The organism is Bradyrhizobium sp. USDA 3364 (assembly GCF_054056355.1).
The window spans coordinates 1,632,501-1,659,215 of record NZ_JBSRYG010000002.1; the positions used below are offsets into that span (position 1 = coordinate 1,632,501).

At 62.9% G+C, this 26,715-nt stretch carries 22 protein-coding genes, 2 tRNA genes, 2 rRNA genes, 1 pseudogene and 1 riboswitch (1 of these 28 cut by a window edge); of the genes and pseudogenes, 12 read left to right on the top strand and 15 right to left on the bottom strand.

The features are described from left to right. From ACVILL_RS07650 to ACVILL_RS07665, 4 genes are all read right to left on the bottom strand, one after another. A 23S ribosomal RNA gene (locus ACVILL_RS07650) occupies window positions 1-895 on the bottom strand; it reaches 1,960 nt to the left of the window's first position. A 418-nt stretch (window positions 896-1,313) separates the two neighbouring features. After that, window positions 1,314-1,389, bottom strand: a tRNA-Ala gene (locus ACVILL_RS07655). A gap of 35 nt (window positions 1,390-1,424) precedes the next feature. Continuing rightward, window positions 1,425-1,501, bottom strand: a tRNA-Ile gene (locus ACVILL_RS07660). Between the two features lie 210 nt (window positions 1,502-1,711). Continuing rightward, window positions 1,712-3,200, bottom strand: a 16S ribosomal RNA gene (locus ACVILL_RS07665). The 16S and 23S rRNA genes sit together here with 2 tRNA genes alongside, the layout of an rRNA operon. 1,006 nt (window positions 3,201-4,206) lie before the next feature. Between ACVILL_RS07665 and ACVILL_RS07670 the strand changes: the two genes are divergently transcribed. Then, complete coding sequence (locus ACVILL_RS07670; protein ID WP_456728515.1) at window positions 4,207-6,270, top strand: M23 family metallopeptidase; 2,064 nt, start codon at window positions 4,207-4,209, stop codon at window positions 6,268-6,270. 93 nt (window positions 6,271-6,363) lie between these two features. Next, entirely contained in the window at window positions 6,364-6,621 is a 258-nt protein-coding gene (locus tag ACVILL_RS07675) for a hypothetical protein (RefSeq protein WP_456728516.1), read from the top strand. A 4-nt stretch (window positions 6,622-6,625) separates the two neighbouring features. On the opposite strand, the gene ACVILL_RS07680 is transcribed toward ACVILL_RS07675, so the two are convergent. From ACVILL_RS07680 to ACVILL_RS07690, 3 genes are all read right to left on the bottom strand, one after another. Further along, the gene (locus tag ACVILL_RS07680; protein WP_456728517.1) at window positions 6,626-7,036 is read right to left on the bottom strand and encodes a hypothetical protein; all 411 of its coding nucleotides are present in this window, start codon (window positions 7,034-7,036) and stop codon (window positions 6,626-6,628) included. A 280-nt stretch (window positions 7,037-7,316) separates the two neighbouring features. Beyond that, window positions 7,317-9,968, bottom strand: a complete 2,652-nt coding sequence (gene clpB, locus ACVILL_RS07685; RefSeq protein ID WP_456728518.1) for an ATP-dependent chaperone ClpB — start codon at window positions 9,966-9,968, stop codon at window positions 7,317-7,319. Window positions 9,969-10,265: 297 nt separating this feature from the next. Beyond that, window positions 10,266-10,829, bottom strand: a complete 564-nt coding sequence (locus ACVILL_RS07690; protein WP_456728519.1) for a helix-turn-helix domain-containing protein — start codon at window positions 10,827-10,829, stop codon at window positions 10,266-10,268. 57 nt (window positions 10,830-10,886) lie between these two features. On the opposite strand from ACVILL_RS07690, the gene ACVILL_RS07695 reads away from it, so the two are divergent. Both ACVILL_RS07695 and ACVILL_RS07700 read left to right on the top strand, forming a co-directional pair. Next, window positions 10,887-11,402 (top strand): N-acetyltransferase family protein, encoded by a 516-nt coding sequence (locus tag ACVILL_RS07695; protein ID WP_456728520.1) that lies wholly within the window; start codon window positions 10,887-10,889, stop codon window positions 11,400-11,402. A gap of 56 nt (window positions 11,403-11,458) precedes the next feature. After that, window positions 11,459-12,235 (top strand): MOSC domain-containing protein, encoded by a 777-nt coding sequence (locus ACVILL_RS07700; RefSeq protein WP_456728521.1) that lies wholly within the window; start codon window positions 11,459-11,461, stop codon window positions 12,233-12,235. 59 nt (window positions 12,236-12,294) lie between these two features. Here ACVILL_RS07700 and ACVILL_RS07705 read toward each other — a convergent pair whose 3' ends face one another. Next, window positions 12,295-12,975, bottom strand: coding sequence for a TIGR02594 family protein (locus ACVILL_RS07705; RefSeq protein ID WP_456728522.1), 681 nt, complete (start codon window positions 12,973-12,975; stop codon window positions 12,295-12,297). Between the two features lie 233 nt (window positions 12,976-13,208). Between ACVILL_RS07705 and ACVILL_RS07710 the strand changes: the two genes are divergently transcribed. Next, the gene (locus tag ACVILL_RS07710) at window positions 13,209-14,081 is read left to right on the top strand and encodes an alpha/beta fold hydrolase (protein ID WP_456728523.1); all 873 of its coding nucleotides are present in this window, start codon (window positions 13,209-13,211) and stop codon (window positions 14,079-14,081) included. 95 nt (window positions 14,082-14,176) lie between these two features. Here ACVILL_RS07710 and metW read toward each other — a convergent pair whose 3' ends face one another. Continuing rightward, window positions 14,177-14,842 (bottom strand): methionine biosynthesis protein MetW, encoded by a 666-nt coding sequence (metW, locus tag ACVILL_RS07715; protein ID WP_456728524.1) that lies wholly within the window; start codon window positions 14,840-14,842, stop codon window positions 14,177-14,179. Then, window positions 14,839-16,044 carry a homoserine O-acetyltransferase MetX gene (gene metX, locus ACVILL_RS07720; RefSeq protein ID WP_456728525.1) on the bottom strand — a complete coding sequence of 402 codons (1,206 nt, stop codon included), beginning with the start codon at window positions 16,042-16,044 and terminating at the stop codon, window positions 14,839-14,841. The genes metW and metX overlap by 4 nt, the downstream gene beginning before the upstream one ends. 85 nt (window positions 16,045-16,129) lie before the next feature. Then, window positions 16,130-16,209: riboswitch (SAM riboswitch) on the bottom strand. 174 nt (window positions 16,210-16,383) lie between these two features. Between metX and ACVILL_RS07725 the strand changes: the two genes are divergently transcribed. From ACVILL_RS07725 to ACVILL_RS07740, 4 genes are all read left to right on the top strand, one after another. After that, window positions 16,384-17,247 carry a chorismate mutase gene (locus ACVILL_RS07725; RefSeq protein ID WP_456728526.1) on the top strand — a complete coding sequence of 288 codons (864 nt, stop codon included), beginning with the start codon at window positions 16,384-16,386 and terminating at the stop codon, window positions 17,245-17,247. Between the two features lie 87 nt (window positions 17,248-17,334). Beyond that, window positions 17,335-18,432 carry a histidinol-phosphate transaminase gene (gene hisC, locus ACVILL_RS07730; protein ID WP_456728527.1) on the top strand — a complete coding sequence of 366 codons (1,098 nt, stop codon included), beginning with the start codon at window positions 17,335-17,337 and terminating at the stop codon, window positions 18,430-18,432. A 4-nt stretch (window positions 18,433-18,436) separates the two neighbouring features. Next, on the top strand, window positions 18,437-19,369 hold the full coding sequence (locus tag ACVILL_RS07735) for a prephenate/arogenate dehydrogenase family protein (protein ID WP_456728528.1): 933 nt from the start codon (window positions 18,437-18,439) through the stop codon (window positions 19,367-19,369). 181 nt (window positions 19,370-19,550) lie between these two features. After that, on the top strand, window positions 19,551-19,985 hold the full coding sequence (locus ACVILL_RS07740; RefSeq protein ID WP_456728529.1) for a VOC family protein: 435 nt from the start codon (window positions 19,551-19,553) through the stop codon (window positions 19,983-19,985). Between the two features lie 36 nt (window positions 19,986-20,021). Here ACVILL_RS07740 and ACVILL_RS07745 read toward each other — a convergent pair whose 3' ends face one another. After that, the gene (locus tag ACVILL_RS07745) at window positions 20,022-20,531 is read right to left on the bottom strand and encodes a hypothetical protein (RefSeq protein WP_456728530.1); all 510 of its coding nucleotides are present in this window, start codon (window positions 20,529-20,531) and stop codon (window positions 20,022-20,024) included. A 40-nt stretch (window positions 20,532-20,571) separates the two neighbouring features. After that, a complete protein-coding gene (locus ACVILL_RS07750; RefSeq protein ID WP_456728531.1) occupies window positions 20,572-22,146 on the bottom strand; it encodes a hypothetical protein in 1,575 nt (524 codons plus the stop codon). A gap of 306 nt (window positions 22,147-22,452) precedes the next feature. Here ACVILL_RS07750 and ACVILL_RS07755 point away from each other — a divergent pair, with 306 nt between their 5' ends. Beyond that, window positions 22,453-22,770 carry an antibiotic biosynthesis monooxygenase family protein gene (locus ACVILL_RS07755; RefSeq protein ID WP_456728532.1) on the top strand — a complete coding sequence of 106 codons (318 nt, stop codon included), beginning with the start codon at window positions 22,453-22,455 and terminating at the stop codon, window positions 22,768-22,770. Window positions 22,771-22,885: 115 nt separating this feature from the next. On the opposite strand, the pseudogene ACVILL_RS07760 reads toward ACVILL_RS07755, so the two are convergent. Next, window positions 22,886-22,969, bottom strand: a pseudogene (locus ACVILL_RS07760) (DUF2125 domain-containing protein); the annotation flags it as partial. A 31-nt stretch (window positions 22,970-23,000) separates the two neighbouring features. Then, window positions 23,001-23,540 carry a hypothetical protein gene (locus ACVILL_RS07765; RefSeq protein ID WP_456728533.1) on the bottom strand — a complete coding sequence of 180 codons (540 nt, stop codon included), beginning with the start codon at window positions 23,538-23,540 and terminating at the stop codon, window positions 23,001-23,003. Window positions 23,541-23,611: 71 nt separating this feature from the next. Here ACVILL_RS07765 and ACVILL_RS07770 point away from each other — a divergent pair, with 71 nt between their 5' ends. Beyond that, on the top strand, window positions 23,612-24,718 hold the full coding sequence (locus tag ACVILL_RS07770; RefSeq protein ID WP_456728534.1) for an FRG domain-containing protein: 1,107 nt from the start codon (window positions 23,612-23,614) through the stop codon (window positions 24,716-24,718). A gap of 41 nt (window positions 24,719-24,759) precedes the next feature. On the opposite strand, the gene ACVILL_RS07775 is transcribed toward ACVILL_RS07770, so the two are convergent. Next, entirely contained in the window at window positions 24,760-25,947 is a 1,188-nt protein-coding gene (locus tag ACVILL_RS07775) for a DUF2125 domain-containing protein (protein ID WP_456728535.1), read from the bottom strand. A gap of 143 nt (window positions 25,948-26,090) precedes the next feature. On the opposite strand from ACVILL_RS07775, the gene ACVILL_RS07780 reads away from it, so the two are divergent. Beyond that, entirely contained in the window at window positions 26,091-26,696 is a 606-nt protein-coding gene (locus ACVILL_RS07780; protein ID WP_456728536.1) for a gamma-glutamylcyclotransferase, read from the top strand. The last annotated feature ends 19 nt before the right edge of the window (window positions 26,697-26,715 follow it).

Below are 26,715 nucleotides of genomic sequence, written 5' to 3' on the forward strand. Positions count from 1 at the left end.
CCAGTTTGATTGGCCTTTCACCCCTAACCACAAGTCATCGGAGCCTTTTTCAACAGGCACCCGTTCGGTCCTCCAGTGAGTGTTACCTCACCTTCAACCTGCTCATGGCTAGATCACTAGGTTTCGGGTCTAATACAACGAACTTGACGCCCTATTCAGACTCGCTTTCGCTACGCCTTCGCCTATCGGCTTAAGCTTGCTCGTTAAATTAAGTCGCTGGCCCATAATACAAAAGGTACGACGTCACCCAGAACGTATCTTGGGCTCCGTCTGTTTGTAGGTGTCCGGTTTCAGGTCTATTTCACTCCCCTCGTCGGGGTGCTTTTCACCTTTCCCTCACGGTACTGGTTCGCTATCGGTCGCTGAGGAGTACTTAGGCTTGGAGGGTGGTCCCCCCGTGTTCAGACAGGATTACACGTGTCCCGCCTTACTCGTGGATACATCATCGCATTACTCGTACGGGGCTATCACCCTCTGAGGCCCAGCTTTCCTGACTGGTTCCGATTGTCTTTGATGTATCACTGGCCTGGTCCGCGTTCGCTCGCCACTACTAACGGAGTCTCGATTGATGTCCTTTCCTCCAGGTACTTAGATGTTTCAGTTCCCTGGGTTTGCTTAAAACCTCCTATTTTATTCGGAAGTCTCATACCTTCTCTTGATAACCGGAAATCCAAAACCTCGCGGTCTGATTTCTTCCATTTCTGGTCGAACCCCAAAACACAAGGTCATCAAACCTAAGATTTTGGAGTTCCGGCTATCGAAGGTGGGTTTCCCCATTCGGAAATCCGTGGATCAAAGCTTCTTCGCAGCTCCCCACGGCTTATCGCAGCGTAGCACGTCCTTCATCGCCTCTCAGCGCCAAGGCATCCACCGAACACCCTTAAGGCACTTGATTGCTCTCATTATCAATGTCCACACACTCGGCAGAATGTTGTCTGCACAACTGCCATTAAAGGCACGCACCCTCGAAGATGCGATTGCACAGCCGGACATTGACTAGAAAGACCAGCTTGCTTCGTAAGATCGGCCCGATAGCGAGGCGGTCAAGCTTCGCTACAAAGATCGTTTTACAACTCGCTCATCCCACTCATCTTGCGATGAGCTGCGATGCGCGAGCGCCGAAAACGATCTGGAGATTAGGAATGGTACCCGCGAATTGCTTCGCAGATCCAAACTCGGATCGATCTCCTCTTTACGATGTCAGAAAACACGCACGTCACCGTCCATCCGGACCAATGAGTGCGAAGTGATGTTTCGCGGACGATTGAACAAGGCTTCTCAAGCGAGGCGCATTCTCAAGCTTCAATTCCATCTGGTGGAGCCAGACGGGATCGAACCGACGACCTCATGCTTGCAAAGCACGCGCTCTCCCAGCTGAGCTATGGCCCCGTACCAGAAGACGAATGCTCCGCACTCGATCAAAATGGTGGGCCTGGGAAGACTTGAACTTCCGACCTCACGCTTATCAAGCGCGCGCTCTAACCAACTGAGCTACAAGCCCCTAACACGAGAGACATGCCGGCGCGCACTCGACATCAAGTCGGTGCATCGCACAGCGCTCAGCCCCTGGCGCGTGTTCGTCCGCGAAGAAAGAGAAACGAAGACGGCGAAATCCCGCCAATGGAGCTCAACAATCCTGAAACTGTTGGCCCCTGAATGTTTCTAAAACGATCCGATAGTGAGCGTGAGCTCGCTGAAGGATCATCCTTAGAAAGGAGGTGATCCAGCCGCAGGTTCCCCTACGGCTACCTTGTTACGACTTCACCCCAGTCGCTGACCCTACCGTGGCCGGCTGCCCCCTTTCGGTTAGCGCACCGTCTTCAGGTAAAACCAACTCCCATGGTGTGACGGGCGGTGTGTACAAGGCCCGGGAACGTATTCACCGTGGCGTGCTGATCCACGATTACTAGCGATTCCAACTTCATGGGCTCGAGTTGCAGAGCCCAATCCGAACTGAGACGGCTTTTTGAGATTTGCGAAGGGTCGCCCCTTAGCATCCCATTGTCACCGCCATTGTAGCACGTGTGTAGCCCAGCCCGTAAGGGCCATGAGGACTTGACGTCATCCCCACCTTCCTCGCGGCTTATCACCGGCAGTCTCCTTAGAGTGCTCAACTAAATGGTAGCAACTAAGGACGGGGGTTGCGCTCGTTGCGGGACTTAACCCAACATCTCACGACACGAGCTGACGACAGCCATGCAGCACCTGTCTCCGGTCCAGCCGAACTGAAGAACTCCGTCTCTGGAGTCCGCGACCGGGATGTCAAGGGCTGGTAAGGTTCTGCGCGTTGCGTCGAATTAAACCACATGCTCCACCGCTTGTGCGGGCCCCCGTCAATTCCTTTGAGTTTTAATCTTGCGACCGTACTCCCCAGGCGGAATGCTTAAAGCGTTAGCTGCGCCACTAGTGAGTAAACCCACTAACGGCTGGCATTCATCGTTTACGGCGTGGACTACCAGGGTATCTAATCCTGTTTGCTCCCCACGCTTTCGTGCCTCAGCGTCAGTATCGGGCCAGTGAGCCGCCTTCGCCACTGGTGTTCTTGCGAATATCTACGAATTTCACCTCTACACTCGCAGTTCCACTCACCTCTCCCGAACTCAAGATCTTCAGTATCAAAGGCAGTTCTGGAGTTGAGCTCCAGGATTTCACCCCTGACTTAAAGACCCGCCTACGCACCCTTTACGCCCAGTGATTCCGAGCAACGCTAGCCCCCTTCGTATTACCGCGGCTGCTGGCACGAAGTTAGCCGGGGCTTATTCTTGCGGTACCGTCATTATCTTCCCGCACAAAAGAGCTTTACAACCCTAGGGCCTTCATCACTCACGCGGCATGGCTGGATCAGGCTTGCGCCCATTGTCCAATATTCCCCACTGCTGCCTCCCGTAGGAGTTTGGGCCGTGTCTCAGTCCCAATGTGGCTGATCATCCTCTCAGACCAGCTACTGATCGTCGCCTTGGTGAGCCATTACCTCACCAACTAGCTAATCAGACGCGGGCCGATCTTTCGGCGATAAATCTTTCCCCGTAAGGGCTTATCCGGTATTAGCTGAAGTTTCCCTCAGTTGTTCCGAACCAAAAGGTACGTTCCCACGCGTTACTCACCCGTCTGCCGCTGACATATTGCTATGCCCGCTCGACTTGCATGTGTTAAGCCTGCCGCCAGCGTTCGCTCTGAGCCAGGATCAAACTCTCAAGTTGGACTTGAAACCTTGAACCGGCTGATCACAACGTTTGACGAGGTCCCACCATTCTTCGCCGACCGAAGTCAACGAGCCGCCTGCGATTCACATCGTTGGCAGCGATGGTGTAACCTTTAAAACGTGTACCGCCGAAGTCTTTCGTCCACTCTCAGAAGTCAAAAGCCGAAGCTTTCAAGTATCCCGAGAGACGCAAGGACTCCGCCGTCCACGTTTCTCTTTCTTCATCTTCACTTGTCAAACAGCCCGGGATCAGACGACCCCACACCCTTGGAGGGTGGTTCTACCCTTCACCGACCGACAGTGAGCATCAACCGATTTATGTCGGCTGTTGTGTCACTCATCTAAGTGAGGAGCATCAGAGGCGCGTTCGCTCGCCTTGGTCAGTGACCCGGCGGCGCCGCGCTCAGTGGTTGGTTTATAGTCCCCACCCCTCGGGATTGTCAACGGCCATTGTCAACAAAACGTCGTACGCCCAAATCGCTTGTGCAGTGCGAAGAAATTCTCATGCTTTCCGTAGCTTAGGTCGGAGGTAAAAATTCATCGCCCGACGCACCCGGTAAAAAACTTGAAAAAAAGTTTGTCGCCGAAGAGCCCGTGAGACCCTTCGGGACGGGTTCCAAGCCGCTTCAGGCGGGGCGGGCGGCGCCCACGCGCTTCAGGAAACTTTTCCAACTCAAATGCCGCACTTGAGCCACAATCCTGCGACGTTCTGGCTATAAGACATGCACTGAACCGCTCGTAACCTGTGGGGGCACGGGTGGTTTTTCTGGGGGACCAGGCGATTTTCTCAAAGAACCCGTCGCCTCTTCCCTACGCGGCCGAGCAATATCGAGAGATCTGCACACCATTGACGTTCGAGATCGCGGCTAGCTAATGGCCATCGGCTTCTCGACTTCGATGCGTGTGGCTCGCCACAGCACCGAGATTCCTCCTCAGAGGATCAAGGTGGGGACGAGAACGAGCAGAGGTCGATCGCAGTTGCTGGAATTTGGGGGGATATCGGGTTGAGCCAACGGGCGTCACGCGGAAGCGGCATTGGGCGCGAGACCGGGATGATCGATCTCGGTCACGAACCGCCGCTTTCAGTCGACGGCACCGAGGCCGCGGTGATCGATCGCCGCCGTGTCTCCGTTCAATGGTTCAGCGGCACCATTCTGACAGGTCTATGTGGCGCGGCCCTGATCGGCGGCGCCGTTTTTGCGTCGCTCGACGGCGAGATGACCTTCGCCAAGGTGCCGGAGCGCGTTGAAGGCGCGCTGCGCGGCGCCTTCAACGGCAACGATCGCGTCGTCAGCCTGCACAAGGGTGACCGCCTGCCGCCGCCCAACGAAAACTCCGCCTCCCGCAGCCTGGTGCGCGTCTCGACCGTGACGCGCGTCGGCAACCGCGACGTGATGCGGGTGCGGCCCTTCATTCGCATCTCCGGCAATCTCTCGATGACCACGAGCGATCTGTCGTCGAAAATACCTGCATTCAACGCGCAGCGTCTGCTGACCGATGTCGGCTCCGACACGCCGGCGGCGACCGAGGATCCGAATGCGGCGGCCGCCGCCGAGCCTGACGCCGAGGTCTCGTTCGTCACCAAGGATCTCGGATCCGTGCTGCCGAAAGCGAAGCTCGCCGCCGTTGTCGCGCTCGACGACGTGCTGATGCGGGTCCGCGACGCCGCCAACTGGCGCGGCTCCGGCGCATCGGTGCGCTACGCGTCCCTCGCCAATGCCACGGCCGATGCCACCGGCGCCGGCCCCGACATGCGGATGGCCTACGCCACCGAGGGCAACACCTCCGACCCGTATGCGGGCTTTGAGACCCGCGTGGTGCCGGAGAACGTCACGCTGCTGCCGAAGACCAAGGAGCAGGTCACCGGCGGCAATCCGGTCGGTGAGCGGGTTCACGTCGTCAAGAAGGGCGACAGCATCACCTCGATCCTGCGCGACCAGGGCGCAACGCCCGACGAGACGAAGGCAATTGCCGCGACCCTCGGCCCGCGCGGCCGCGATGGCGGGCTGAAGGAAGGCCAGAAGGTGCGAATCCTGATGGCGCCGTCGGCGCCGGGCGCGCGGCTGCAGCCCTATCGCGTCATCGTCGCCAACGATTCCTATGTCGAAGCCGTCGCCGCACTGTCCGACATCGGCAAATACGTTGCCGTCGACGTGCAGAGCATGAACACCGTCACCGATACCGCCGACAATTCCAGCGACGATGACGAGGACGATGGCAGCGGCGTGCGGCTCTATCAGAGCATTTACGAGACCGCGCTGCGCAGCAAGGTGCCGCCGACCGTGATCGACGACATGGTCAAGATCTACTCCTACGACGTCGATTTCCAGCGCAAGGTGCAGCCCGGCGACTCGTTCGACGTGTTCTATGCCGGCGAGGACGAGGGCGTCACCAGCACCGAAAAGACCGAAGTGCTCTACGCCGCGCTGACCGTGGGCGGCGAAACCAAGAAATACTACCGCTTCCAAAGCTCCGACGACGGCCTCGTCGACTACTATGACGAGACCGGCAAGAGCGCGAAGAAATTCCTGGTGCGCAAGCCGGTCAACAACGCGATCATGCGATCGGGCTTCGGCGGCCGCCGCCACCCGATCCTCGGCTATGTGAAGATGCACACCGGCGTCGACTGGGCCACCGCCTACGGCACACCAATCTTCGCTTCCGGCAACGGCGTGCTCGAAACGGCCGGGTACGAAGGCGGGTACGGCAAATATATCCGCATCAAGCACGCCAACGGCTACGAGACGGCCTACGGCCACATGTCGGCCTTCGCCAAGGGCATGGAGGCCGGCAAGAAGGTGCGGCAGGGCCAGGTGATCGGCTTCGTCGGCTCGACCGGCCAATCGACCGGCCCGCACGTCCATTACGAAATCCTGGTCAACGGCCGGTTCGTCGACCCGATGCGCGTGAAACTGCCGCGCGGCCGCTCGCTCGAAGGCCCGATGCTGGCGAGCTTCGAGAAGGAGCGCGACCGGATCGAGGCTCAGATGTCGAGCCGCGGCAGCTCCCGCATCGTCTCGGATGCCACGAGCTCCACGCCGCAGACCCGCTCCGTCACCAACCGCTGACGGCGAAACCTCTCCAAAGCTGCTCCAAAACGGAACGATTCGTGCCCGATTCGGCTTGTCCGGAATGGGCAACCCCGTGCAAAGGAGGTGCGTATGGCCAGCCTCACCCGCGATGACGTGCTGAAAGCCGTCAGCCACGCCGACGACGTCACGATCGCGCGAATCATCGCGTCCGGGGCAACGGTCGCCGAGCTCGCCGAGGCGCAGGCCTGGCTCGCCAATGACGAGCCGCTGATCAATGCCGGCAAACCGCTGGCCACCGGCCGCGCCCGCGAGTTGGTCGACATCCTGTCCGAACTCGAGCCCCAGGAGGACGATGAGCCCTCACCGCCCATCGCCCCGCAGGAATGAAAGTTTACGGCGCGAGGCTCGCACAGATCAGGAAAACGATCCCGATCGCGGTCAATCCGAATGCGACGGCCGCGAGCGGCAGCAGCATGTCGATCGTGGCGTGGGTGGCGTTGATCGTGCTGCCCCAGACCGCGAATTCGCCTCTCCGCCACTCGCGGAACGGAATCGATCGCCGATGCGGGTCGTGCCGATCATCGTATCTCTGCCAGATCTGCGAGAGCAGCCACGGCAGGAGCACCGCGACAAACAGCAGGACGCTGACGAACATCAGCGACAGCTCCACCTCGCTCTGGCGGTCGAACAAGATCCAGGCCGACAGCACGAACCATCCGACCAGGCCTGCGGCTACGCCGTAAACGCGGGGATGAAGATCGTCATAGACGGGCCGGTTGTGGGCAATGAGTTCTCTGCTCATGCAATTCGCCTTCTGCTGAGGGCGACCGGCGGTGTGGCTTTTGCGGGATGGCACGCGAATCAGCGACGCGAATTCGGGCCAAATACGGCCTGCAGCTGCGCGGGACGTGGCCACGCCAGCCGATCATTCATGAGGAAAACGAACGCCGTCGACGGGCGTTTCATTAAAACCGGGCCATAAATCGGGCCGCCGGACAGGAACCCCTGGCGCAGGCGGCCCTGGACTTCTCACAGGGATGCGGCCTGTCGCCAGGCCGCATCTGGTTTCGCTACAACGATGCTCAGTTCAGCTTGCGCTTCGAGACCGGAGCCTCGAACTGCACGATCTCGGCAGTTTTGGGCACCTGACCGTTGAAGGTCAGCACGTTGCCCTTCTCCGAAATCAGCACGCGATCGCCGTCCTTGATTTCGCCGGCGAGGATCATCTCGGCCAGCGGATCCTGCACGCTGCGCTGGATCACCCGCTTCAGCGGCCGGGCGCCGTAAGCCGGATCCCAGCCCTTCTCCGCAAGCCAATCCCGCGCCTTCGGATCAAGCGTGAGCTCGATCTTGCGATCCTCGAGCAGCTTGGTCAGCCGCGCGAACTGGATCTCGACGATGCGGCCCATCTCGCTCTTCTGCAGGCGGTGGAACAGGATGATCTCGTCGATGCGGTTCAGGAATTCCGGCCTGAAATGTGCCCGTACGACGCCCATCACCTGATCGCGGACCGCAGCAGTGTCCTCGCCTTCCGGCTGATTCACCAGGAACTCCGAACCGAGGTTCGAGGTCATGATGATCAGCGTGTTGCGGAAATCGACGGTGCGGCCCTGACCATCGGTCAGGCGGCCGTCGTCGAGCACCTGCAACAGCACGTTGAAGACGTCGGGATGCGCCTTCTCGATCTCGTCGAACAGCACGACCTGGTAGGGTCGGCGCCGCACGGCTTCGGTCAGTGCACCACCCTCGTCGTAACCGACATAGCCGGGAGGCGCGCCGATCAGCCGCGAGACCGAGTGCTTCTCCATGAACTCGGACATGTCGAGCCGGACCATCGCCGTCTCGTCGTTGAACAAATCAGCGGCGAGCGCCTTGGTCAGTTCGGTCTTGCCGACGCCGGTCGGGCCTAAGAACATGAACGAGCCGGTCGGCCGGTTCGGATCCTGCAAGCCCGCGCGGGCACGGCGCACGGCGGTTGCCACCGCCCGCACGGCTTCGGCCTGGCCGACGACGCGCTTGGCGAGACTGTCCTCCATTTTCAGGAGCTTGTCCTTTTCGCCCTCGAGCATCTTGTCGACCGGCACGCCGGTCCAGCGCGAGACGACCTGCGCGATGTGGTTGGCGGTGACCGCCTCCTCCATCATCACGCCGCCGTTCTGCTTGCCGCTCTCGCTTGCCTCGATGTCGGCGAGCTTCCTTTCCAGCTCGGGAATCCGGCCATAGGCCAATTCGCCCGCCTTCTGGAATTCACCGCGACGCTGCGCATTGGCGAGCTCGACACGGAGCGCATCGAGTTCACTCTTCAGCTTCTGGGCATTGGAGAGCTTGTTCTTCTCCGCGCTCCAGCGCGCCGTCAGCGCCGTCGACCTCTCCTCGAGGCCCGCGAGCTCCTTCTCCAGCGACTGCAGGCGGCTCTTGGAGCCGGCATCGTTCTCCTTCTTCAGCGCCTCCTGCTCGATCTTCAGCCGGATGATGTCGCGATCCAGCGAATCGAGCTCCTCGGGCTTGGAATCGACCTGCATCTTCAGCCGCGCCGCCGCCTCGTCCATCAGGTCGATGGCCTTGTCGGGCAGGAAGCGGTCGGTGATATAGCGGTTCGACAGCGTGGTCGCGGCCACCAACGCGGAGTCGGTGATGCGCACGCCGTGGTGCTGCTCGTATTTGTCCTTGAGGCCGCGCAGGATCGAGATGGTGTCCTCGACCGTCGGCTCGCTGACATAGATCGGCTGGAACCGGCGGGCCAGCGCGGCATCCTTCTCGACATGCTTGCGGTACTCATCGAGCGTGGTCGCGCCGATACAGTGCAGTTCACCGCGCGCCAGCGCGGGCTTCAACAGGTTGGAGGCGTCCATCGCGCCATCGGCCTTGCCGGCGCCGATCAGCGTGTGCATCTCGTCGATGAACAGGATGATGCCGCCCTCGGCGGACGAGACCTCCTGCAGCACGGATTTCAGCCGCTCCTCGAACTCGCCGCGATATTTCGCGCCGGCGATCAAGGCGCCCATGTCGAGGGACAGCAGCTTCTTGTCTTTCAGGCTCTCCGGCACGTCGCCGTTGAGGATGCGCAGCGCCAGGCCCTCGACGATCGCGGTCTTGCCGACGCCGGGCTCACCGATCAGGACGGGATTGTTCTTGGTCCGTCGCGACAGCACCTGGATGGTGCGGCGGATCTCCTCGTCGCGGCCGATGACGGGATCGAGCTTGCCGTCGCGCGCAGCCTGGGTCAGGTCGCGGGCATATTTCTTCAGCGCGTCATAGGCGTTCTCCGCGGTCGCGCTGTCGGCGGTGCGGCCCTTGCGCAGCGCTTCGATCGCCGCGTTCAGGTTCTGCGCCGTGACGCCGCCCTTGCTCAGGATGGAGGCCGCCTCGCTGCCCTTCTCGAGCGTGAGCCCGAGCAGCAGCCGCTCGACGGTGACAAAGCTGTCGCCGGCCTTGTCGGCAGCCTTCTCCGCCGCATCGAAGGCGCGCGCCAGCTCCGGCGACAGGTAGACCTGCCCGGCACCGTTGCCCGAAACTTTCGGCAGCTTATTCAGCGCCTCTTCGGTCGATTTCAGGATTGCTCTGGAATTGCCGCCCGCACGGTCGATCAGACCGCCGGCGAGCCCCTCATTGTCGTCCAGCAGCACCTTCAACAGATGCAGCGGCGAGAACTGCTGGTGGCCGTCGCGCATTGCGAGCGACTGGGCAGACTGGATGAATCCGCGCGCGCGCTCGGTGTACTTCTCAATGTTCATTCGTTTTCCCTCGGCCTGCCGTCACCACCCAGGCGCGATCAGCAAAAGTGGGTACCGGTTTTGCGTCCGATCGCGCCCAAACCTTAAGTTTGCGCGTGGTCTTGTCGCGAAACCGCAAACACTTTCGCGGACCACGCGCGAAGGCATGGTTCCGGCATCTTCATTGGGTTTCCGCGGGCCGCGTTGACGTTCCTCAACCAGCCTCTGGTCGTCGCCATCATTTTCAGGCTTGCCGCAGATGTGGGCACTTGGTTCCGAAACGGAAGAGCCACAGTCCGCGATTTCGCCCGCTCGAGCTCAGCGCCGCACGATGGCGACAAGGTAGCGGCAGGGCTGAGCAGTTTCGTTACGGAAGACGATGTCCGATGGCGGCCCGAGCTCGACACGGTCGCCCGCAGCGAGTTCGTGGCGCTCCGCCCCCTCCATCAGGGTGAGACGGCCGCTGATCACCCAGACCACCTGGCGGACCAGGTGATAGGCGCTGGCGGGAAAGCCGGCCTCCTGTTTGGCAGGTAGCTCGATCTCCACCAGCTCTAGCGGATTGGCCGGATGCAGGAACACCTGCCGCCGCAGATAGGCCGCCTTCGGATCGCGCCACACCGGCTGATCGTCGGCCCGCTGCAGGCGGGAACTGTGCGAGGCAACCTCGAACAGCGCGGCCATGGTCAGGCCGTAGGCCGTGGCGATCCGCGACAGCGTTGCCGCCGTCGGGCTTGCCTCGGCCCGTTCGATCTTGCTCAACATGGCCTTGGACACGCCTGCCCGCTCGGCGAGGTCCGCCAGCGACCAGCCGCGCCCCTCCCGTTCGGCGCGAACCCGCCGCCCGAGAGCCTCATCGGCCTTGTCTTCTATAATTGACATACTGTCTTATATAGTAGACGATCGGGTCTCTTCAAGAGCCTCGTTAGGGAACCGCCAATGATTATCCGGCCCGCCACCGAGCAGGACATCCCCGCCATCACCGCGATCTTCAATGAGGCGGTCGTCAACTCGAACGCGATCTGGACAGAGAAGCAGGATTCCGAGGCCGAGCGGCTCGCCTGGATGAAGGCGCGGCTGGCGCTGGGCTATCCGGTGCTGGTCGCCGTCGAGGGGCCCGTGGTGCTCGGCTACGGCACATTCGGCGATTTCCGGGCCTTTCCGGGCTATCGCTACAGCGTCGAGCACAGCGTCTACATCCACGCCGGTCATCGCGGCCGCGGCCTTGGCCGCGTCATCCTCGACGAGCTGGTGGCCGCAGCGGCCGCGCTAGGCAAGCACATCATGATCGCCGGCATCGACGGCGGCAATCCGGCCTCGCTCCGGCTGCACGCGCAGGCCGGATTCGTCGAGGTCGCACGGATGCCCGAGGTCGGTCGCAAGTTCGGCCGCTGGCTCGAACTGGTGTTCATGCAGCGCGTGCTGGACGCGCCAGGCGCAGCGCGGCCCGACTAGCTGCTGTCCCGCGGGCGGTGGTTCTCCTCGCGCGCCAAACAGGCTAGAGCGGACGGATGGACACGACGCACACTTCCTCCGCCAGGATCACCGGCATCTACCGCTACCCCGTCAAGGGTCTGACGCCCGAGCCCCTGCCCCGCGCAGAGCTCAAGACCGGCGAGACACTCCGCTCGGATCGCCGCTACGCGATCGAGAACGGCCCGAGCGGTTTCGATCCGTCGGCGCCGAAATGGCTGCCGAAGCCGCATTTCCTGATGCTGCAGCGGGACGAATGGCTGGCGCCGCTGCGCGCCCATTTCGACGACGACAGCCATGTGCTGACGCTGCGCCGCGACGGCGCGATGGTCGCCCAGGGCGATCTCGAGACCGAGGCAGGCCGCGCGGCGATCGAGCGCTATTTCGCCGATCGTCATGCCGGCCAGATCAGGGGAGCGCCCAAGGTGCTGGTGAGCCCCGGGCACAGTTTTTCCGACGTGCCGCGCAAGGTGGTCTCGATCATCAACCTGGCGAGCCTGCGGGCGATCGAGGACATGGTGCAGGCGCCGGTCCATCCGCTGCGCTTCCGCGCCAACCTCTATGTCGAGGGCTGGCCGGCCTGGCATGAGGCAAGCCTGCTCGACCAGACGATTGCGATCGGTAATGCGCGGGCCAGGGTGGTGAAGCGCATCACCCGCTGCGCCGCGGTCAATGTCGATCCCGATACCGGCGTGCGCGACCTCTCTGTTCCCAACACGTTGATGCAGCGCTTCGGCAACAATGAATGCGGCATCTATGCCGAGATCATCAGCGATGGTGGTGCCGCCGTCGGCGACACGATCGCCGCCGCATAAGCCCGTAGCCTCCGAACGCCGGGCAAGACCCGCATGCGCCGTGCCCGGCTTTCGGCCGATCAGTTCGTCGGCATCACATAGGCGTAGATCCGGCCGCGCGAGACCGGCACCTCGCGGACGCGATGGCTGCTGTTGCCCGAGATCATGATCGGATTGCCCCTGGCGTCGACGCCGGTGATGATGCCGACATGACCGCCGCCGCGGCGACCCATCACGGCGATGGCGCCGACCTGCGGACCCGAAACGCGGGTGCCGTATTTGGCGAACGAACTCGCCATGTCGGAGCCGGTGCCGCGATGGCCGGTGTGCTGCAGCACCATGTTCATGAAACGCGCGCACCACAGGCTGGAGCGCCCGGTCGGATTGCCGCCGAGATAGCGGCGCGCCTCGGCGACGATGCCGGACGAGCCGAAGCCGGAGGAGCCGAAGCCGCTTGCTGCGCTCACGCCGCCGGTGTTGGGCACGGCTTCAGCGTTGCCCGGCAGCGCGGCCGGATTGGTTTCGACGATTCTGCGCGGCTGCGCGAGTGCGCGGCGCTCGGCGCGCGACAGCCGCGCGGCATGCCGGTAGCGATGACGGACATAGTGGCGCGCGTGATGGCCGGCATGTGCCGAATGCGCGTGACGCTGATGGTGCGGACGGGCGGATGCCGAAGAAACCGAAACGACGGCGAGAGTGAGCGAACACAGAGCCAGCGCCAGAACACGAAGCGACCGGCGATACGCAAGCAACTGAACCATACTTCACGAGATCCTCTGTAACACCCCCGAGTCCCCATCGCATTCCCCAAGGGAATGCGGCGGGCGTTTTGAAAATCGGGATGTGGCGCGAGGAAGATTTCATGCGGCGCTGCAGAAACGATTTCTGGGTCATTCCGGGCTGATTCGATGACGAAAAAGGAACCAGAGCTGCCGCATTGCAGCCGCGGAAATTAACTGCAAATCTGGGGCTGGCCAACGAGAGGAGAATTTCAATGCCCTACGCCGTCACGAAAGATAATGTCCGCCTGCATTTCGAAGAGGCTGGCCACGGCACCCCGATCATCTTCCTGCACGAGTTCGCCGCTGACCATACCAACTGGGAGCCGCAGCTGCGCTACTTCGCGCGCGGCCACCGCTGCATCGCCTATTCCGCGCGCGGCTACACGCCGTCGGACGTGCCACCGAGCGCCGATGTCTACACCTACAAGCATTTCTACACCGATGCGCTCGCAGTGCTCGATCACCTCGGCATCGCCAAAGCGCATTTCGTCGGCCTCTCGATGGGCTCCTATTCGTCGCTGCAGGTCGCGCTCAACGCGCCGGAGCGCGCGCTGTCGATGACGCTCGCCGCGGTCGGCTCCGGCTCGAGCCTCGAGAATCTCGATGCCTTCCGCGCGCAATGCCGCGCCAACGCCGAGCAATACGAGACGATCGGCGCGGTCGAGGTCGCCAAGGTGACGCGCGAGGCGCCGAGCCGGATCCCGTTCCTGGTCAAGGACCCGCGCGGCCACGCCGACTTCTACGCCGCGCTCGCCCGCCATGACGCCAGGGGCTCCGCCAACACGATGCGCAGCTTTCAGGGCGGCAGGCCCTCGATCTACACCATGACCGACGCCATCAAGCGCGCGGCGACGCCGGCGCTGATCCTGTGCGGTGACGAGGACGACAATTGCATCGCGCCCAGCATGTTCCTGAAACAGCATCTGCCGGCCGCCGGCCTGTCGTTCTTCCCGAAATCGGGCCACGTGCTCAATCTCGAGGAGCCGGCGCTGTTCAACGAGATGGTCGAGCGCTTCATCGCGCTGGTCGAGGCCGGCCGCTGGCCGGTGCGCGATCCGAGGTCACTGGTGGCGGCGCCGGTCTAGACCGTCATTGCGAGCGGAGCGAAGCAATCCATTCGTCCGCACATGCGGAGAGATGGATTGCTTCGTCGCTTCGCTCCTCGCAATGACGTCGATGGCTACTTCCCCTGCCCGCCGCGGCTGAGCAAGAACACGCCCTGCTCGCCGAACATGTTCCACACCCACCAGGGCAGGTTGAGCGGCACCGGACGGCCGTAGAGATCGAGCGCGACCGCGCGCTCCATCTTGACGTTGATCTCCTCGCAGAGCTGCACGAAATCCTTGATGGTGCAGAAATGGATGTTCGAGGTGTCGTACCAGTTCGCCGGCAGATTCTCCGTCCGCGGCATGTGGCCGCCGATCAGGAGCTGCAGCCGCATCTTCCAGAACCCGAAATTCGGGAACGAGACGATCGCGCGCTGACCGATGCGCAGCAGGTTCTCCAGCACCACCTTCGGCTGCCGCGTCGCCTGCAGGGTCTGCGACAGGATCACGTAGTCGAACGCGTCATCGGGATAGTTGACGAGGTCGGTGTCGGCATCGCCCTGCACTACCGCGAGCCCCTTGGCGACGCAGCCATTGACGCCCTCGCGCGACAGCTCGATGCCGCGGCCGTCGATGCCGCGGCTCTCCAGCAGCTGCAGCAGCTCGCCATCGCCGCAGCCGACGTCGAGCACGCGCGAGCCCGGCCGCACCATCTCGGCCATCAAAAGATGATCGGTACGATAGCCGCCGGTCCGCTCCGGCGCGACGCCCGGCAAGGGCAGTGTCTGCTGCATGCTCATGACTGGCCGTCATTCTTCAGTCCGCGCGCCTTGCCTGCGGCCTGCAGGAAAGCGCGGGAGATTTCCAGGAATTCGGGCACGTCGAGCAGGAAGGCGTCGTGCCCCCGATCGGTCTCGATCTCGGCGAACGACACCCGTGCGCTGGAGGCATTCAGCGCATGCACCAGCGCGCGCGATTCCGAGGTCGGAAACAGCCAGTCGCTGGTGAACGAGACCACGCAGAACCGGGTCTCGATGCCGGTGAACGCCTTCGCCAGCACGCCGTTGTGGTCGGCTGCGATGTCGAAATAGTCCATCGCGCGGGTCAGATAGAGATAGGAATTGGCATCGAAGCGCTCGACAAAGGACGAGCCCTGGTAGCGCAGATAGCTCTCGACCTGGAAATCCGCATCGAACGAGAAGGTCGGCAGCTCGCGGTCCTGCATCCGCCGGCCGAACTTGCGATGCAACGCGGCGTCCGAGAGATAGGTGATGTGCGCGGCCATGCGTGCAACTGCCAATCCGCGATGCGGATGCGCGTCCTCGTCGACATATCGGCCGCCGCGCCAGTCCGGATCGGCCATCACGGCCTGGCGGCCGAGCTCGTGGAACGCGATGTTCTGCGCCGAGTGGCGTGTCGAGCAGGCGATCGCCAGCGTCGCGAACACGCGCGCGGGGTAGGCCGCGGTCCATTGCAGCGCCTGCATGCCGCCCATCGAACCGCCGACCACGCAGAACAGCGTGGTGATGCCGAGGCGATCGATCAGCATCGCCTGCGCCCGCACCATGTCGGGGATCGTGATGATCGGGAAATCGAGCCCCCACACCTTGCCGGCCGCAGGGTTGAACGAGGCGGGCCCGGTCGAGCCCATGCAGCCGCCGATCACGTTGGAGCAGATGATGAAGTATTTGTCGGGATCGATCGGCCTGCCCGCGCCGACCATGGTGTCCCACCAGCCGGGCTTGCCGGTGACAGGATGGGTGTTGTTGACGTGCTGGTCGCCGGTCAGTGCATGGCAGATCAGGATCGCGTTGGACCTGTCGGCATTGAGCTCGCCATAGGTCTGGTAGGCGATCTGGAACGGTGCGAGATCGACGCCGCAATCGAGCTTGAGCGGCTGATCCATCCCGAACTTCGCCACCAATGACGACGGATGATCGGCCTCATGGGCGCGATCATCGCTGGGGATCGGTTGGCTCGTTATCGGACGCACGTTGCTCATTTAGGCGACCCTGCCTCCGCGCGGGAGGCCTCGAACAGAAAATCAAGCCATAAAAAACCCGGCCTGAACATAGGTTCGGCCGGGAGCTGATCTGTCCCCGGCCTGTTTAGCGAGTTGTTTAACGTGGCTGCAAGCCGGCCGGCTCAAATGACCACGGGATGCCGGGAACGTAGTCCCCAGGGCCCCCGCCGTCAAGGCAGCCCTGTCGCCGGCCAATTGGTTAACCGTTTCCGCAAGGCTGGACCGCGAGGTTTCTCTTTGCTTTCAGTGGCCGTCTTTCCTAATCAGGGGCCCTGTCCGACGCGGCAACGGGCCGCCCCGACGACAAGGTTTGAGAGCATGTCCAACCCACCCCCGTCGCCGCCCACGCTGCAGGAGTTGCGCAAGGAGATTGACGCGATCGACGAGCAGGTCCACCGCCTGCTGATGGCGCGCGGCGACATCATCGACCGCCTGATCCAGGTCAAGAAGACCCAGGAGGTCGGCTCGGCGTTCCGCCCGGCACGCGAGGCCAGCATGATGCGCGAACTGGTGCAGCGTCATCGCGGCATCCTGCCGCTCGACACCATCGAGGGCATCTGGCGCGTCATCATCTCGACCTTCACCTACGTGCAGGCGCCGTTCGCGGTGCATGCCGATGTGTCCGTCGGCGAGTCGGCGATGCGCGACTCGGCGCGGTTTCACTTCGGCTTCGTGGTGCCCTACGTCTCGCATTTCAGCGCACAGGCCGCGGTCGAGGCGGTGACGAAGTCGAAGGGCGACCTCGCGCTGGTCTCCGCGATCGCGAGCCGCACGCCGTGGTGGAATGCGCTGGAGGCCGACGGCGCGCCGAAGATCATCGCGCGGCTGCCGTTCCTCGAACGCGCCGACCATCCCGCCGCGCTGCCGGTGTTCGTGATCTCGCGGGTCGCCGACGATGCGATGGTGACCGAGGTGCAGACCTGGAGCGTGCGCGTCTCCGGCTGGAACGCCGACGTCGCCCGCGCGCTGGCCCCGCTCGCCGAGATCGTGGCGGTCCCCGACACCGCCTTCGACGGCGCGGCGCTCTTGGTCTCGGTCGCCGGGCGAGACCTTAAGAACAAGGGTTTCGAGGCCATCAAGCTCGCGCTGATCAAGGCCGGCGCCTCGGTGCGCTCGTCGGCCCTCGTCGGCAGCCACGCAACGCGCTATACGGTGCCCTCTAACGGATCGGCCAAAAGCTAGCCGCCCGTGCAGATTCTTGTTTTGACGCGTTTTCTTGACGCGAACCGGTATCCACTTCGCTGGAAAACGCGCTAATCGGAGTTGATGATGTCCCGCCCCGTGCCGAACCCCGGCATCCTCGATATTGCGCCCTACACGCCCGGCAAGAGCCCGATGCCGGAACCGGGCCGCAAGGTGTTCAAGCTGTCCGCCAACGAGACGCCGTTCGGCCCGTCTCCGAAGGCGATCGCGGCCTACAAGGCCGCCGCTGACCATCTCGAGGACTATCCGGAGGGCACCTCGCGCGTGCTGCGCGAGGCGATCGGCCGCACCTATGGACTCGACCCCGACCGCATCATCTGCGGCGCCGGCTCCGACGAGATCCTCAATCTGTTGGCACACACCTATCTCGCGCCGGGCGACGAGGCGATCTCGACCACCCACGGCTTCCTGGTCTACCCGATCGCCACCATGGCGAACGGCGCCAGGAACGTGATCGCGGCCGAGACCAACTTCACCGCCGACGTCGACGCCATCCTCAAGGTGGTGACGCCGAAGACCAAGCTGGTCTGGCTCGCCAACCCGAACAATCCGACCGGCACCTATATCCCGTTCGACGAGGTCAAGCGGCTGCGCGCCGCGCTGCCCTCGCATGTGCTGCTGGTGCTCGACGCGGCGTATGCCGACTACGTCTCGCGCAACGACTACGAGCTCGGCATCGAGCTGGTCGCGACGACGGACAACACGGTGGTGACGCACACCTTCTCCAAGATCCACGGCCTCGCCGCGCTGCGAGTCGGCTGGATGTTCGGCCCGGCGCATATCGTCGATGCCTGCAACCGGATCCGCGGTCCGTTCAACGTCACGACGCCGGCGATGCTGGCGGCAGTGGCGGCGATCGAGGACACCGCGCATGTGCAGATGTCGCGGACCCACACCGAACAGTGGCGCAACTGGCTGACCGAGGAGATCGGCAAGCTCGGGCTGAAGGTGACGCCGAGCGTCGCCAATTTCGTGCTGATCCACTTCCCGACCGACAAGGGCAGGACCGCGGCCGAGGCCGACGCCTATCTCACCCGGCGCGGCCTCGTGCTGCGCGCGCTCAACAATTACAAGCTGCCGCATGCGCTGCGCATGACCATTGGCACCGAGGAGGCCAACCGCCTCGTGGTCGAGGGGCTGCGCGACTTCTTAGGTGGAAAGTGACATCGTGACCACGGCTCCGCTCTTCAATCGCATCGCGCTGATCGGCTTCGGCCTGATCGGCGGCTCGATCGCGCGCGGCGCGCGCGCGCAGGGCCTGGTCGGCGAGATCGTCACCACCGCACGCTCGGAGAAGACACGCGCGCGCGTCGCCGAGCTCGGCATCGTCGATCGCGTCGTCGCGACCAACATCGAGGCCGTGAAAGATGCCGATCTCGTCATCCTCTGCATCCCGGTCGGCGCCTGTGGTCCGGTCGCCGCCGAGATCGCGCCGCACCTGAAGCCCGGCGCCATCATCTCAGACGTCGGCTCGGTGAAGGGAGCCGTGGTCAAGGACATGGCGCCGCATTTGCCTGGCGCCGTGCATTTCGTGCCCGCGCACCCCGTCGCCGGCACCGAGAACTCGGGGCCGGATTCCGGCTTCGCCGAGCTCTTCATCAACCGCTGGTGCATCCTGACGCCGCCCGACGGCACCGACCCTGCCGCGACCGACCGGCTGCGCGCCTTCTGGGCTGCGCTCGGCGCCAAGGTCGAGATCATGACGCCGGACCATCATGACCTCGTGCTGGCGATCACCAGCCATCTGCCGCATCTGATCGCCTACACCATCGTCGGCACCGCCGACGAGCTGGCGCAGGTGACGGAGTCGGAGGTCATCAAGTTCTCCGCCGGCGGCTTCCGCGACTTCACCCGCATCGCGGCCTCCGACCCGACGATGTGGCGCGACGTGTTCCTCGCCAACAAGGACGCCGTGCTCGAGATGCTCGGCACCTTCACCGAGGACCTGTCGAAGCTCACCCGCGCGATCCGGCGCGGCGACGGCGAAGCACTGTTCGACCACTTCACCCGCACCCGCGCCATCCGCCGCGGCATCGTCGAGACCGGCCAGGATTCGGCAGCGCCCGACTTCGGCCGGCCGCATGCGAATTTGAAGAAGTAGCATCCGGCCCGCGACTTTCCCCACGTCGTCGTCCTGGCGAAAGCCAGGACCTATAACCACGGCATTTGATTGCGAACGGGATCGTGGCCCCAGCGACGCGCTTGTCGCAGCGTCTGCCCTCATTCCGCGGCAACCCGAAGCGATGTAAGCTCGTGCGGCATCGATGACAGGGAGCGATCAGATGATACTCAGTCCCGATCATGTGACGATCGCGGTGGCAGACGCCGGCCCGGCGATCTCATTCTTCGCGCTGCTTGGCTTCAAGACAACTCACGTCGCGACCATCGACGGTGGCGTTCCCGCGCAGTACATGGGCATGCCGGCGATGAAAGCGCAGCACATCACCCTCACACTCGAAGGAGCAGGTTTTGAGATACAGCTGCTCGCGTTCGACCCGCCGCCGGGGGCCGATCCGGGGGTGCACCCGACCAATCTGCGAAAACTGGGCTTCAATCACCTCGCGTTCCGCGTCGACGACATTGAGGCAGCCACCGCGCACCTGATCGCCAACGGTGTCACCATGCTGAGCGACGAGATGGACTATATCAGCCGAAAGCTCCGGCTGTTCGAGGGCCCCGAGGGCATCACCTTCGAGCTGGTCCAGCGGGAGGCCTGAGACTCGGATTGGCGCAGCGGGCCGCGGCGATGGCGCTCACCGCCGCAACCGCTGATCCCGGATCGACCCTGTCGATATTGTCGCGACCTTCTGCGCCGGCCGCTGGCGGCCGCCAAGGCCGGCGATTGCCAGCATGACGACGCCGCCGAACCACCACGAGGCGATCACGAATTCCCAGGCCCGCGGTGGAATCTCGTCGAAGATGATGCCATAGACCGACACCAAAGCGGCCAGCGCCGCGAGGAAGATGCCGCTCGCAGTCAAGAGCTCGACAGTATCGATGCGCCCGGTCCCGCGCATCGCGGGCTTGGGAACATCGATGCCGAGATAGAAGCCGACGGCGCCGATCACGATTGTCGTCGCGATGAAGGCGAGCGTGCCGAACATCGCAACGTGGCCCTTGGCGAGCTGGGCGGCGACGAAGGTGCCGGCCATCGCACCCGCCATCGCCAGCCCCGTTCGCTGTAGCACGTGCGCGGCGCGGCTGACCATCATCAACTCGCGCGCGATCACGGCACGCTCCTTCGGTCTGGACATGATCCTCATGTGCGGTCTCCTTTACCGGTTCTGCGCGCTCTCTCCGTTGCTACGGGGAGAACGGGTAGTAGCGGATTTGCGACATGATGATGTGGTCGTCGGTCTTCGGCGCGCCGCCGACACCGGCGAAGGCGAAGCGCTGGTTGTAGGAATACTGGACGCCGGCCTTGATCGCCCCGTAGTCGCCCTTGAAGATCGTGTCGTAGAAGCCGGCGGTGTACTGCCTGACCTCCGAGGTGTTGCCGTTGCAGGTCGCGGCCGGCGAGTTCTCGATGTTGCAGCCGAGATTGTTGTAGAGCGGATTGCCGTAGCCGAACGGCACGGTGCCGACATTGGAGAACGTCGCCTTGGTCTTCTCGAGGCCGGCATAGGCGTAAAGATCGAGCGACGGCGTCGTGTGCCAGACCGTGCCGAGCAGGAACGCCGTGATCGGCAGCGGCTGGATCGTGCCGTCCTGGCGCACCGTCGCGTCCGGGAACGGGGTTGCGGTGAAGCGGCCGAGCGCGCCGTGGGACGCGGACCCTTGCAACTCGAGCAGCTTCGGCACGATCTCCGCCGAGAAATGCCCGCCGAAGCTCACCGTGTTGACGTCGTGATTGGCGAAGTTGAAGCGATCGTAGAAGTCACGATACATCGCCCAGCCCTCGACATGCAGCTTGTAGGGACCGAGCCGCGGATCCCACGCGCCCTTCACGGTGAAATCGGGCACGTGGTTGAGGCTGACATTGTTGGCGTTGTTGAAGAAGCTGCCGCCCGGGCCGGTGAGGTTGACCAAGAGGTTCGGATTGAGCACGCCCTGCGGCCCGACCGCAGGCGTGCCGACCAGCGGCGTGTTGCCGCCGAAGAACGAGGTCTGCGGATTTTCCGCCGAGACCGCGAGCTTGAATTCGGGCCCGATGTCCTGCCAGACGCGAATGCCGGGCTGCCGCGCCGCGAGGAAGCCGGGCACCGATTCGAAATCGATCACGCCGGGCGCATCGACGCCGCGCGGGTCGATCCCCGCCTTGCTCGGCGCGTTGAGCGACCAGCTCTGGCCGGCAAGCACGTGCAGGCCGAGATCGGTGCGGCTGAGCTCGACGCTGGCCTGCCGCAGCCGCGGGTTGAACGAGTTGGTGGCGACCGAGTTCGCGGTCTGCGCCGCGCCTTCGAAGTCCATTTCGCCGTAGCCGGCGACACGGGTGTTGGCGAACACCTCGGCTTCGGCAAGCACCGAGAAGCGGGTCTGCCGCGCCGAAAACCGCGACTCGCCGGTGTTGAAGTTCTTGCTCTGCGGGAACGGAATGAAGGCGTAGACCGAGCCGGTGTCGGAGGCGAGGTTGCGGGTGCGATAGATGCCGGTGAGATCGACCCAGCCGCCGAAGGTGAAGGTGACGCCCTTGTAGCAGAGCTTGCCCGACGCGCAGGGATCGAACGGCACCGGCGCCTTCGCCGTCATCTGCGCGTTCTGAATTGCGTTCTGTCTTGCGGCCAGCGCCTCCTCCTTGCGCGCCTGCGTCTCCATTTTCTGCTCGAGCTGCTTGAGCCGCGCCTTCAGCGCACGCAGCTCGGACGCATCGTCCTCCGCCAACGCCGGACCTGCCGACAGCAGCATGCTGCCGAGCAGAATTCCCCCGAGAATTCGCATCGCTTCTCCTCCACACGAGGTTGTTTCCTCAGGCGAGAAAGAGCGGTACTCGGGGAGTGATATTCGCGGCGGCCCGCAATATTCCGGTCACGTTTTTCTCATCGCGACCGCGGGAATAGTTTGCCGGAACGAACGATATCGCGCGCGAGGGATTAGTGAGTCCGCCCGGTGCGGAGGGCGGGATTGGCGCAGCGTCATCCGCCTCTCCGTCTCGCGCGACGTGTAACAAAACCGGTCACGAATTCGAATTGCCGTTGGACTCTTGTTTTCAAGCCGCCATGGACATCAACGGACAAAGGACGGAACATGATCGGTGAAATCATTGTCGTTGGGGACCTGAAGCTCCGCGAGCGCGCCCCGCTCGACGAATACAACCGGCTCGGCGAACGCATGTACGAGATCGTCAGCCGCCTTCCGGGCTTCCTCTCGGTCAAATCATTCAAGGCGGAGGATGGCGAGGAGCTCACCCTGTTTCGTTTCGCCTCGGAGGACGCGCTCGAAGCCTGGCGCACTCACCCGGAGCACGTCGAGACCATGAAGCGCGGCCACGCCGAATTCTACGCCAGCGGCTTCCTGCAAATCTGCAAGGTGATCCGCGAGGTCGGCCCGTTCGAGCATTCGTGAGAGAAAACCGGTCCGTAGGGCGGATTAGCCGAAGGCGTAATCCGCCGCGCAGTGCACGGTGCAAGATGGCGGATTACGCTAACGCTAATCCGCCCTACAAAGCTGGCGCATTCGCTCAGAACAGCGGCGGGATCTGGCCGACTTTCAGCGGGCCCAAAAACACCGCGCCGTCGGCGAAGCGCAGCGGGAAGCTGCGGGCTCACTCTCGATTGCATGCATGCGCTCCACGTCTAGGCCCCGAACTCTGGCGCGTATACGCGGTCATAAAGGTACCGATAAGCTTGGTCGGCCTCGTCTTTGAATTGGCGCATGCCGTCCAACGAGCGAATATCGGCGCCAGCGTAAAGCACATTTCCTGACCCCTTATTCTCCTTCCTATTCTCCGGAAAGAAGCTGTGCGCGAGGCCGTTGCGCACTGCGTTAATACGATTGATTATCTTCGTGATCTCTGGCGGCACCGGCGAGATCGCTTGGACAATACTAAGCTTCTTCAGCAGGAAAGTTTCATCTAGCACATGATGGACAAAGATTCTGAATTTATCCGTTTTCCAAGCCTGCTCGAAATGGACCACGTCGGCTTCGATATCAAAGAAATATCGGACAATGATCTCGGCAAGCATTTCGTCTACCAATGTGTATTGCATTACCACCTCAGCAATAACCATCTTGTTGATGGCGAGTGACAACGCAGTAGACCCCTCGATGTTTGAAAGATCGATATTGACGAGCCTTGCCATCTCAGTCGCTTCATCCACAATCGTTTTTGCCATTTGGATACCTCCTGATCCGCGGTCATGTTACCTCAGGTTGCACAGGCAACCGAACAATTGGAATAACCGCGATGCGAGGACAGTGGCTGGGTTCATATCGAGGTACAACGGAAGGCGCTGTCACGATCGAACTTGACGATCTCGGCGACCATTTTGAAGGAATGGCTTACGTCTTTCCGAGCGATCCGACCTACCCGCCAATCGCTGGTGCAGTGAGGACGACCGACAAATCGGATAACTTCTCCTTGCGGATCATGACGGACGCCATCGACCTACAACATGGTGTCCTTGTTCCGTGGAGCGCAGTAAAGCAGCATTATCCTAATGTTACGCTCGATCCGGCAATCGACACTGTGTGGTCGTGCGATGAGACGAATAACGTCCTCGTTGTTGACTTCACCAGCGCATCGTCGGGATCAGGAAAGGCACATCTTAGACGATCGGACGCGAGCAGACCGCCGGACCGGAAGCCAATCACGAAAATTGGCGACTGGAGCGCATTTAAGGAGTATGCACTTGCTCTAGAGCCCAACCGTTACGTCTTTAGAGGACAAGAAAGCAGCGAGTGGCGACTACGTACGTTCTTCCATCGCTCAGGCCGGGCCAATCTCTTCAAGTTTGTGAATCAAGATATCTCACAGCTTCATGCTCACCTTAGCAGCTTAACACAACACCATTTTAATCTGAGAGACGAGTTAGAGAACGGGGCTTTCTATAGCCTTGTACAACACCACGGCTATCCGACACCTCTCTTGGACTGGACGTACTCACCGTTTATTGCCACGTACTTCGCATTCCGTAAGAGGCGAACCGCAGGTGAGTACGCGCGCATCTTCGTGTTCGATCAGCGAGAGTGGGTTAGGGACATCCCAAGATCACCGCTCGTGACCGGCACTTTGCCTCATTTTTCTCTTCTCAGTCCCTTAGCGATCAACAATCCCCGAATGGTCCCGCAGCAGGCACTTTCCACCATTGCAAACGTCGATGACATCGAGGAATTCATCGCGTTCAATGAGCTCCAGCGTCACAAGACGTATCTCGAGGTAATCGACTTACCTGTTTCCGAGCGTCCGCGGATCATCCAGGAATTGGGTCTGATGGGTATCACCGCAGGATCGATATTTCCGGGGCTCGACGGTGCATGTGAGCAGTTGAAGGAGAAGAACTTCAACTTCTGACGCAAAGGCACAGCATCTCCCAAGTATCGATCAGAAAACGCTCATAACAGCGGCGGGATCTGCCCGACTTTCAGCGGGCCCAGAAACACCGCGCCGTCGGCGAAGCGCAGCGGGAAGCTGCGCGCCTTCTTGCCTTCGAGCGTGGCCTCGGTGCCGAGCGAGTTGATGCCGGCGGAAATGCCGGCATTGGCATTCTGCTTGATCACCTTGCCGAGGCCGGGGATCGCGCGATCCAGCGCGCCAAAGAGATTGCTGAGGTCCTGGCTCTTCACACCGGGGGCGACGCGATCGAGCGTCGACTGCGGCACGCCGTCCTCGAGCATCTTGTCGATGCCGAGCGCGGGGATGACGCGGTCGAGGCCGGCGACCGTCATCTGCAGCTCGCCCTCGATGCGGCCCTGCGCGTTGAGGCGCAGCGTGCCGGCCGCGACCGACAGCACATCGCCCTGCTCGATCCGCGACTGCTGGATCTCGACGCTGCCGCCCGCCGCCTGGATTTCGCGGAAACGATCCGGCCACGGTTTTGGCGAGAAATCCTTCAAGCCGTTCAGCCGCGCATGGATGTCGGCATTGAACGGCTGGGTGAGCAGCGGATGCACCTCCTGCAAGGTGCCGCCATTGATCTGCAGCACGGTCTCGATCGCGGGGCTGTCCGGCGCCGAACCGTCGACCTGCCTGCCGTGCAGCTCGATATGATTGACACGCATCAGCGGCGTCGGCGCGGGACCGCCGGTGCGGTCGATGGCGAGATCGTCAAACACCAGCGAGGCGCGCTGCGGCACCGCCGGCAGGCCGACCACGCTGCTGCGGCCGAGCCGCCAGTCGACCTGCAGCGTCGGCTGCGCGTTGCGCTCGGCGACCGTGGCCGGGCCCTTGAACTCCGCGATCACGAGCTTGGGATCATAGATCTGCGCCACGACCAGGATCTCGGCGAGCCGCGCCACGAACGCCATCTGCGGCGAGGCGGTCTGTGACACCAGCATCACGCTGGGCTCTTCGCAGCGGACTTCGAACCGGAACGGGTAACCCGCCACCGAGCGCTTGCCGCAATCATAGACCCGGCCGGCCTTCGCCTCCTGCGCGCGCCAGGCATCGGCCTGCACCCCGACCTGCGAGGCGGCGAAGAACCAGAAGCCGCTCCACAGCACCGCGGCGATCAGGACCGCGACGGGGACGGCATAGAGGCCGAACCGCGAGCGGCGGCGAGGGGCGGAAGTCAAATCGGACATGCGGCGTCCTTTGGAGCGCGAATTTGTCAGAATCTAAGCGGCTGCGCGGCTCGAACAACCCTTGACCAAGCCCTGCGCAACCCTTGGAAACATCACGGAATCTGCTTCGCTTCGGCGGCCCGTTCTGGTAGCCCATCTGCGCGATGTCAGTAAATCCCCCCCATTCCGAAACCGACGGCGACCTCTGGGTGTTCGGCTACGGCTCGCTGATGTGGAAGCCGGGCTTCGAGTTCCTGGAGCAGGTGCCGGCGCGGCTGATCGGCGAGCATCGCGCGCTCTGCGTCTATTCGTTCGACCACCGCGGCACGCCGGAGAAGCCGGGCCTGGTGCTCGGGCTCGACCGCGGCGGCGCCTGCCGCGGCATCGCGTTCCGCGTCGATGCCCGCCTGCGCCATGACACCGTCGCCTATCTGCGGTCGCGCGAGCAGACCACCAATGTCTATCGCGAGGTGATGCGCTCGGTGTGGCTGGAGAACGCGGCGCGCGACCGGGTCTCGGCGCTGGCCTATGTGGTCGATCGCGGCCATGTGCAATATGCCGGGCGGCTGTCGCTGGCCGAGCAGCTGCGCCTGGTGCTGCAGGGCCATGGCCGCTCCGGCAACAACCGCGACTATGTGCTGTCGACGGTGGCCGCGATCGAGAAGCAGGGTTTTCGCGATGCCCAGCTGCACCAGCTCGCGGCGATGCTGCATGATTCCGGCCCGCTGCATCGGGATGCACGCGCAGCGGGCGGGCTCGACCCGGCCTGAGCGCGGAACCTCGCTCGCG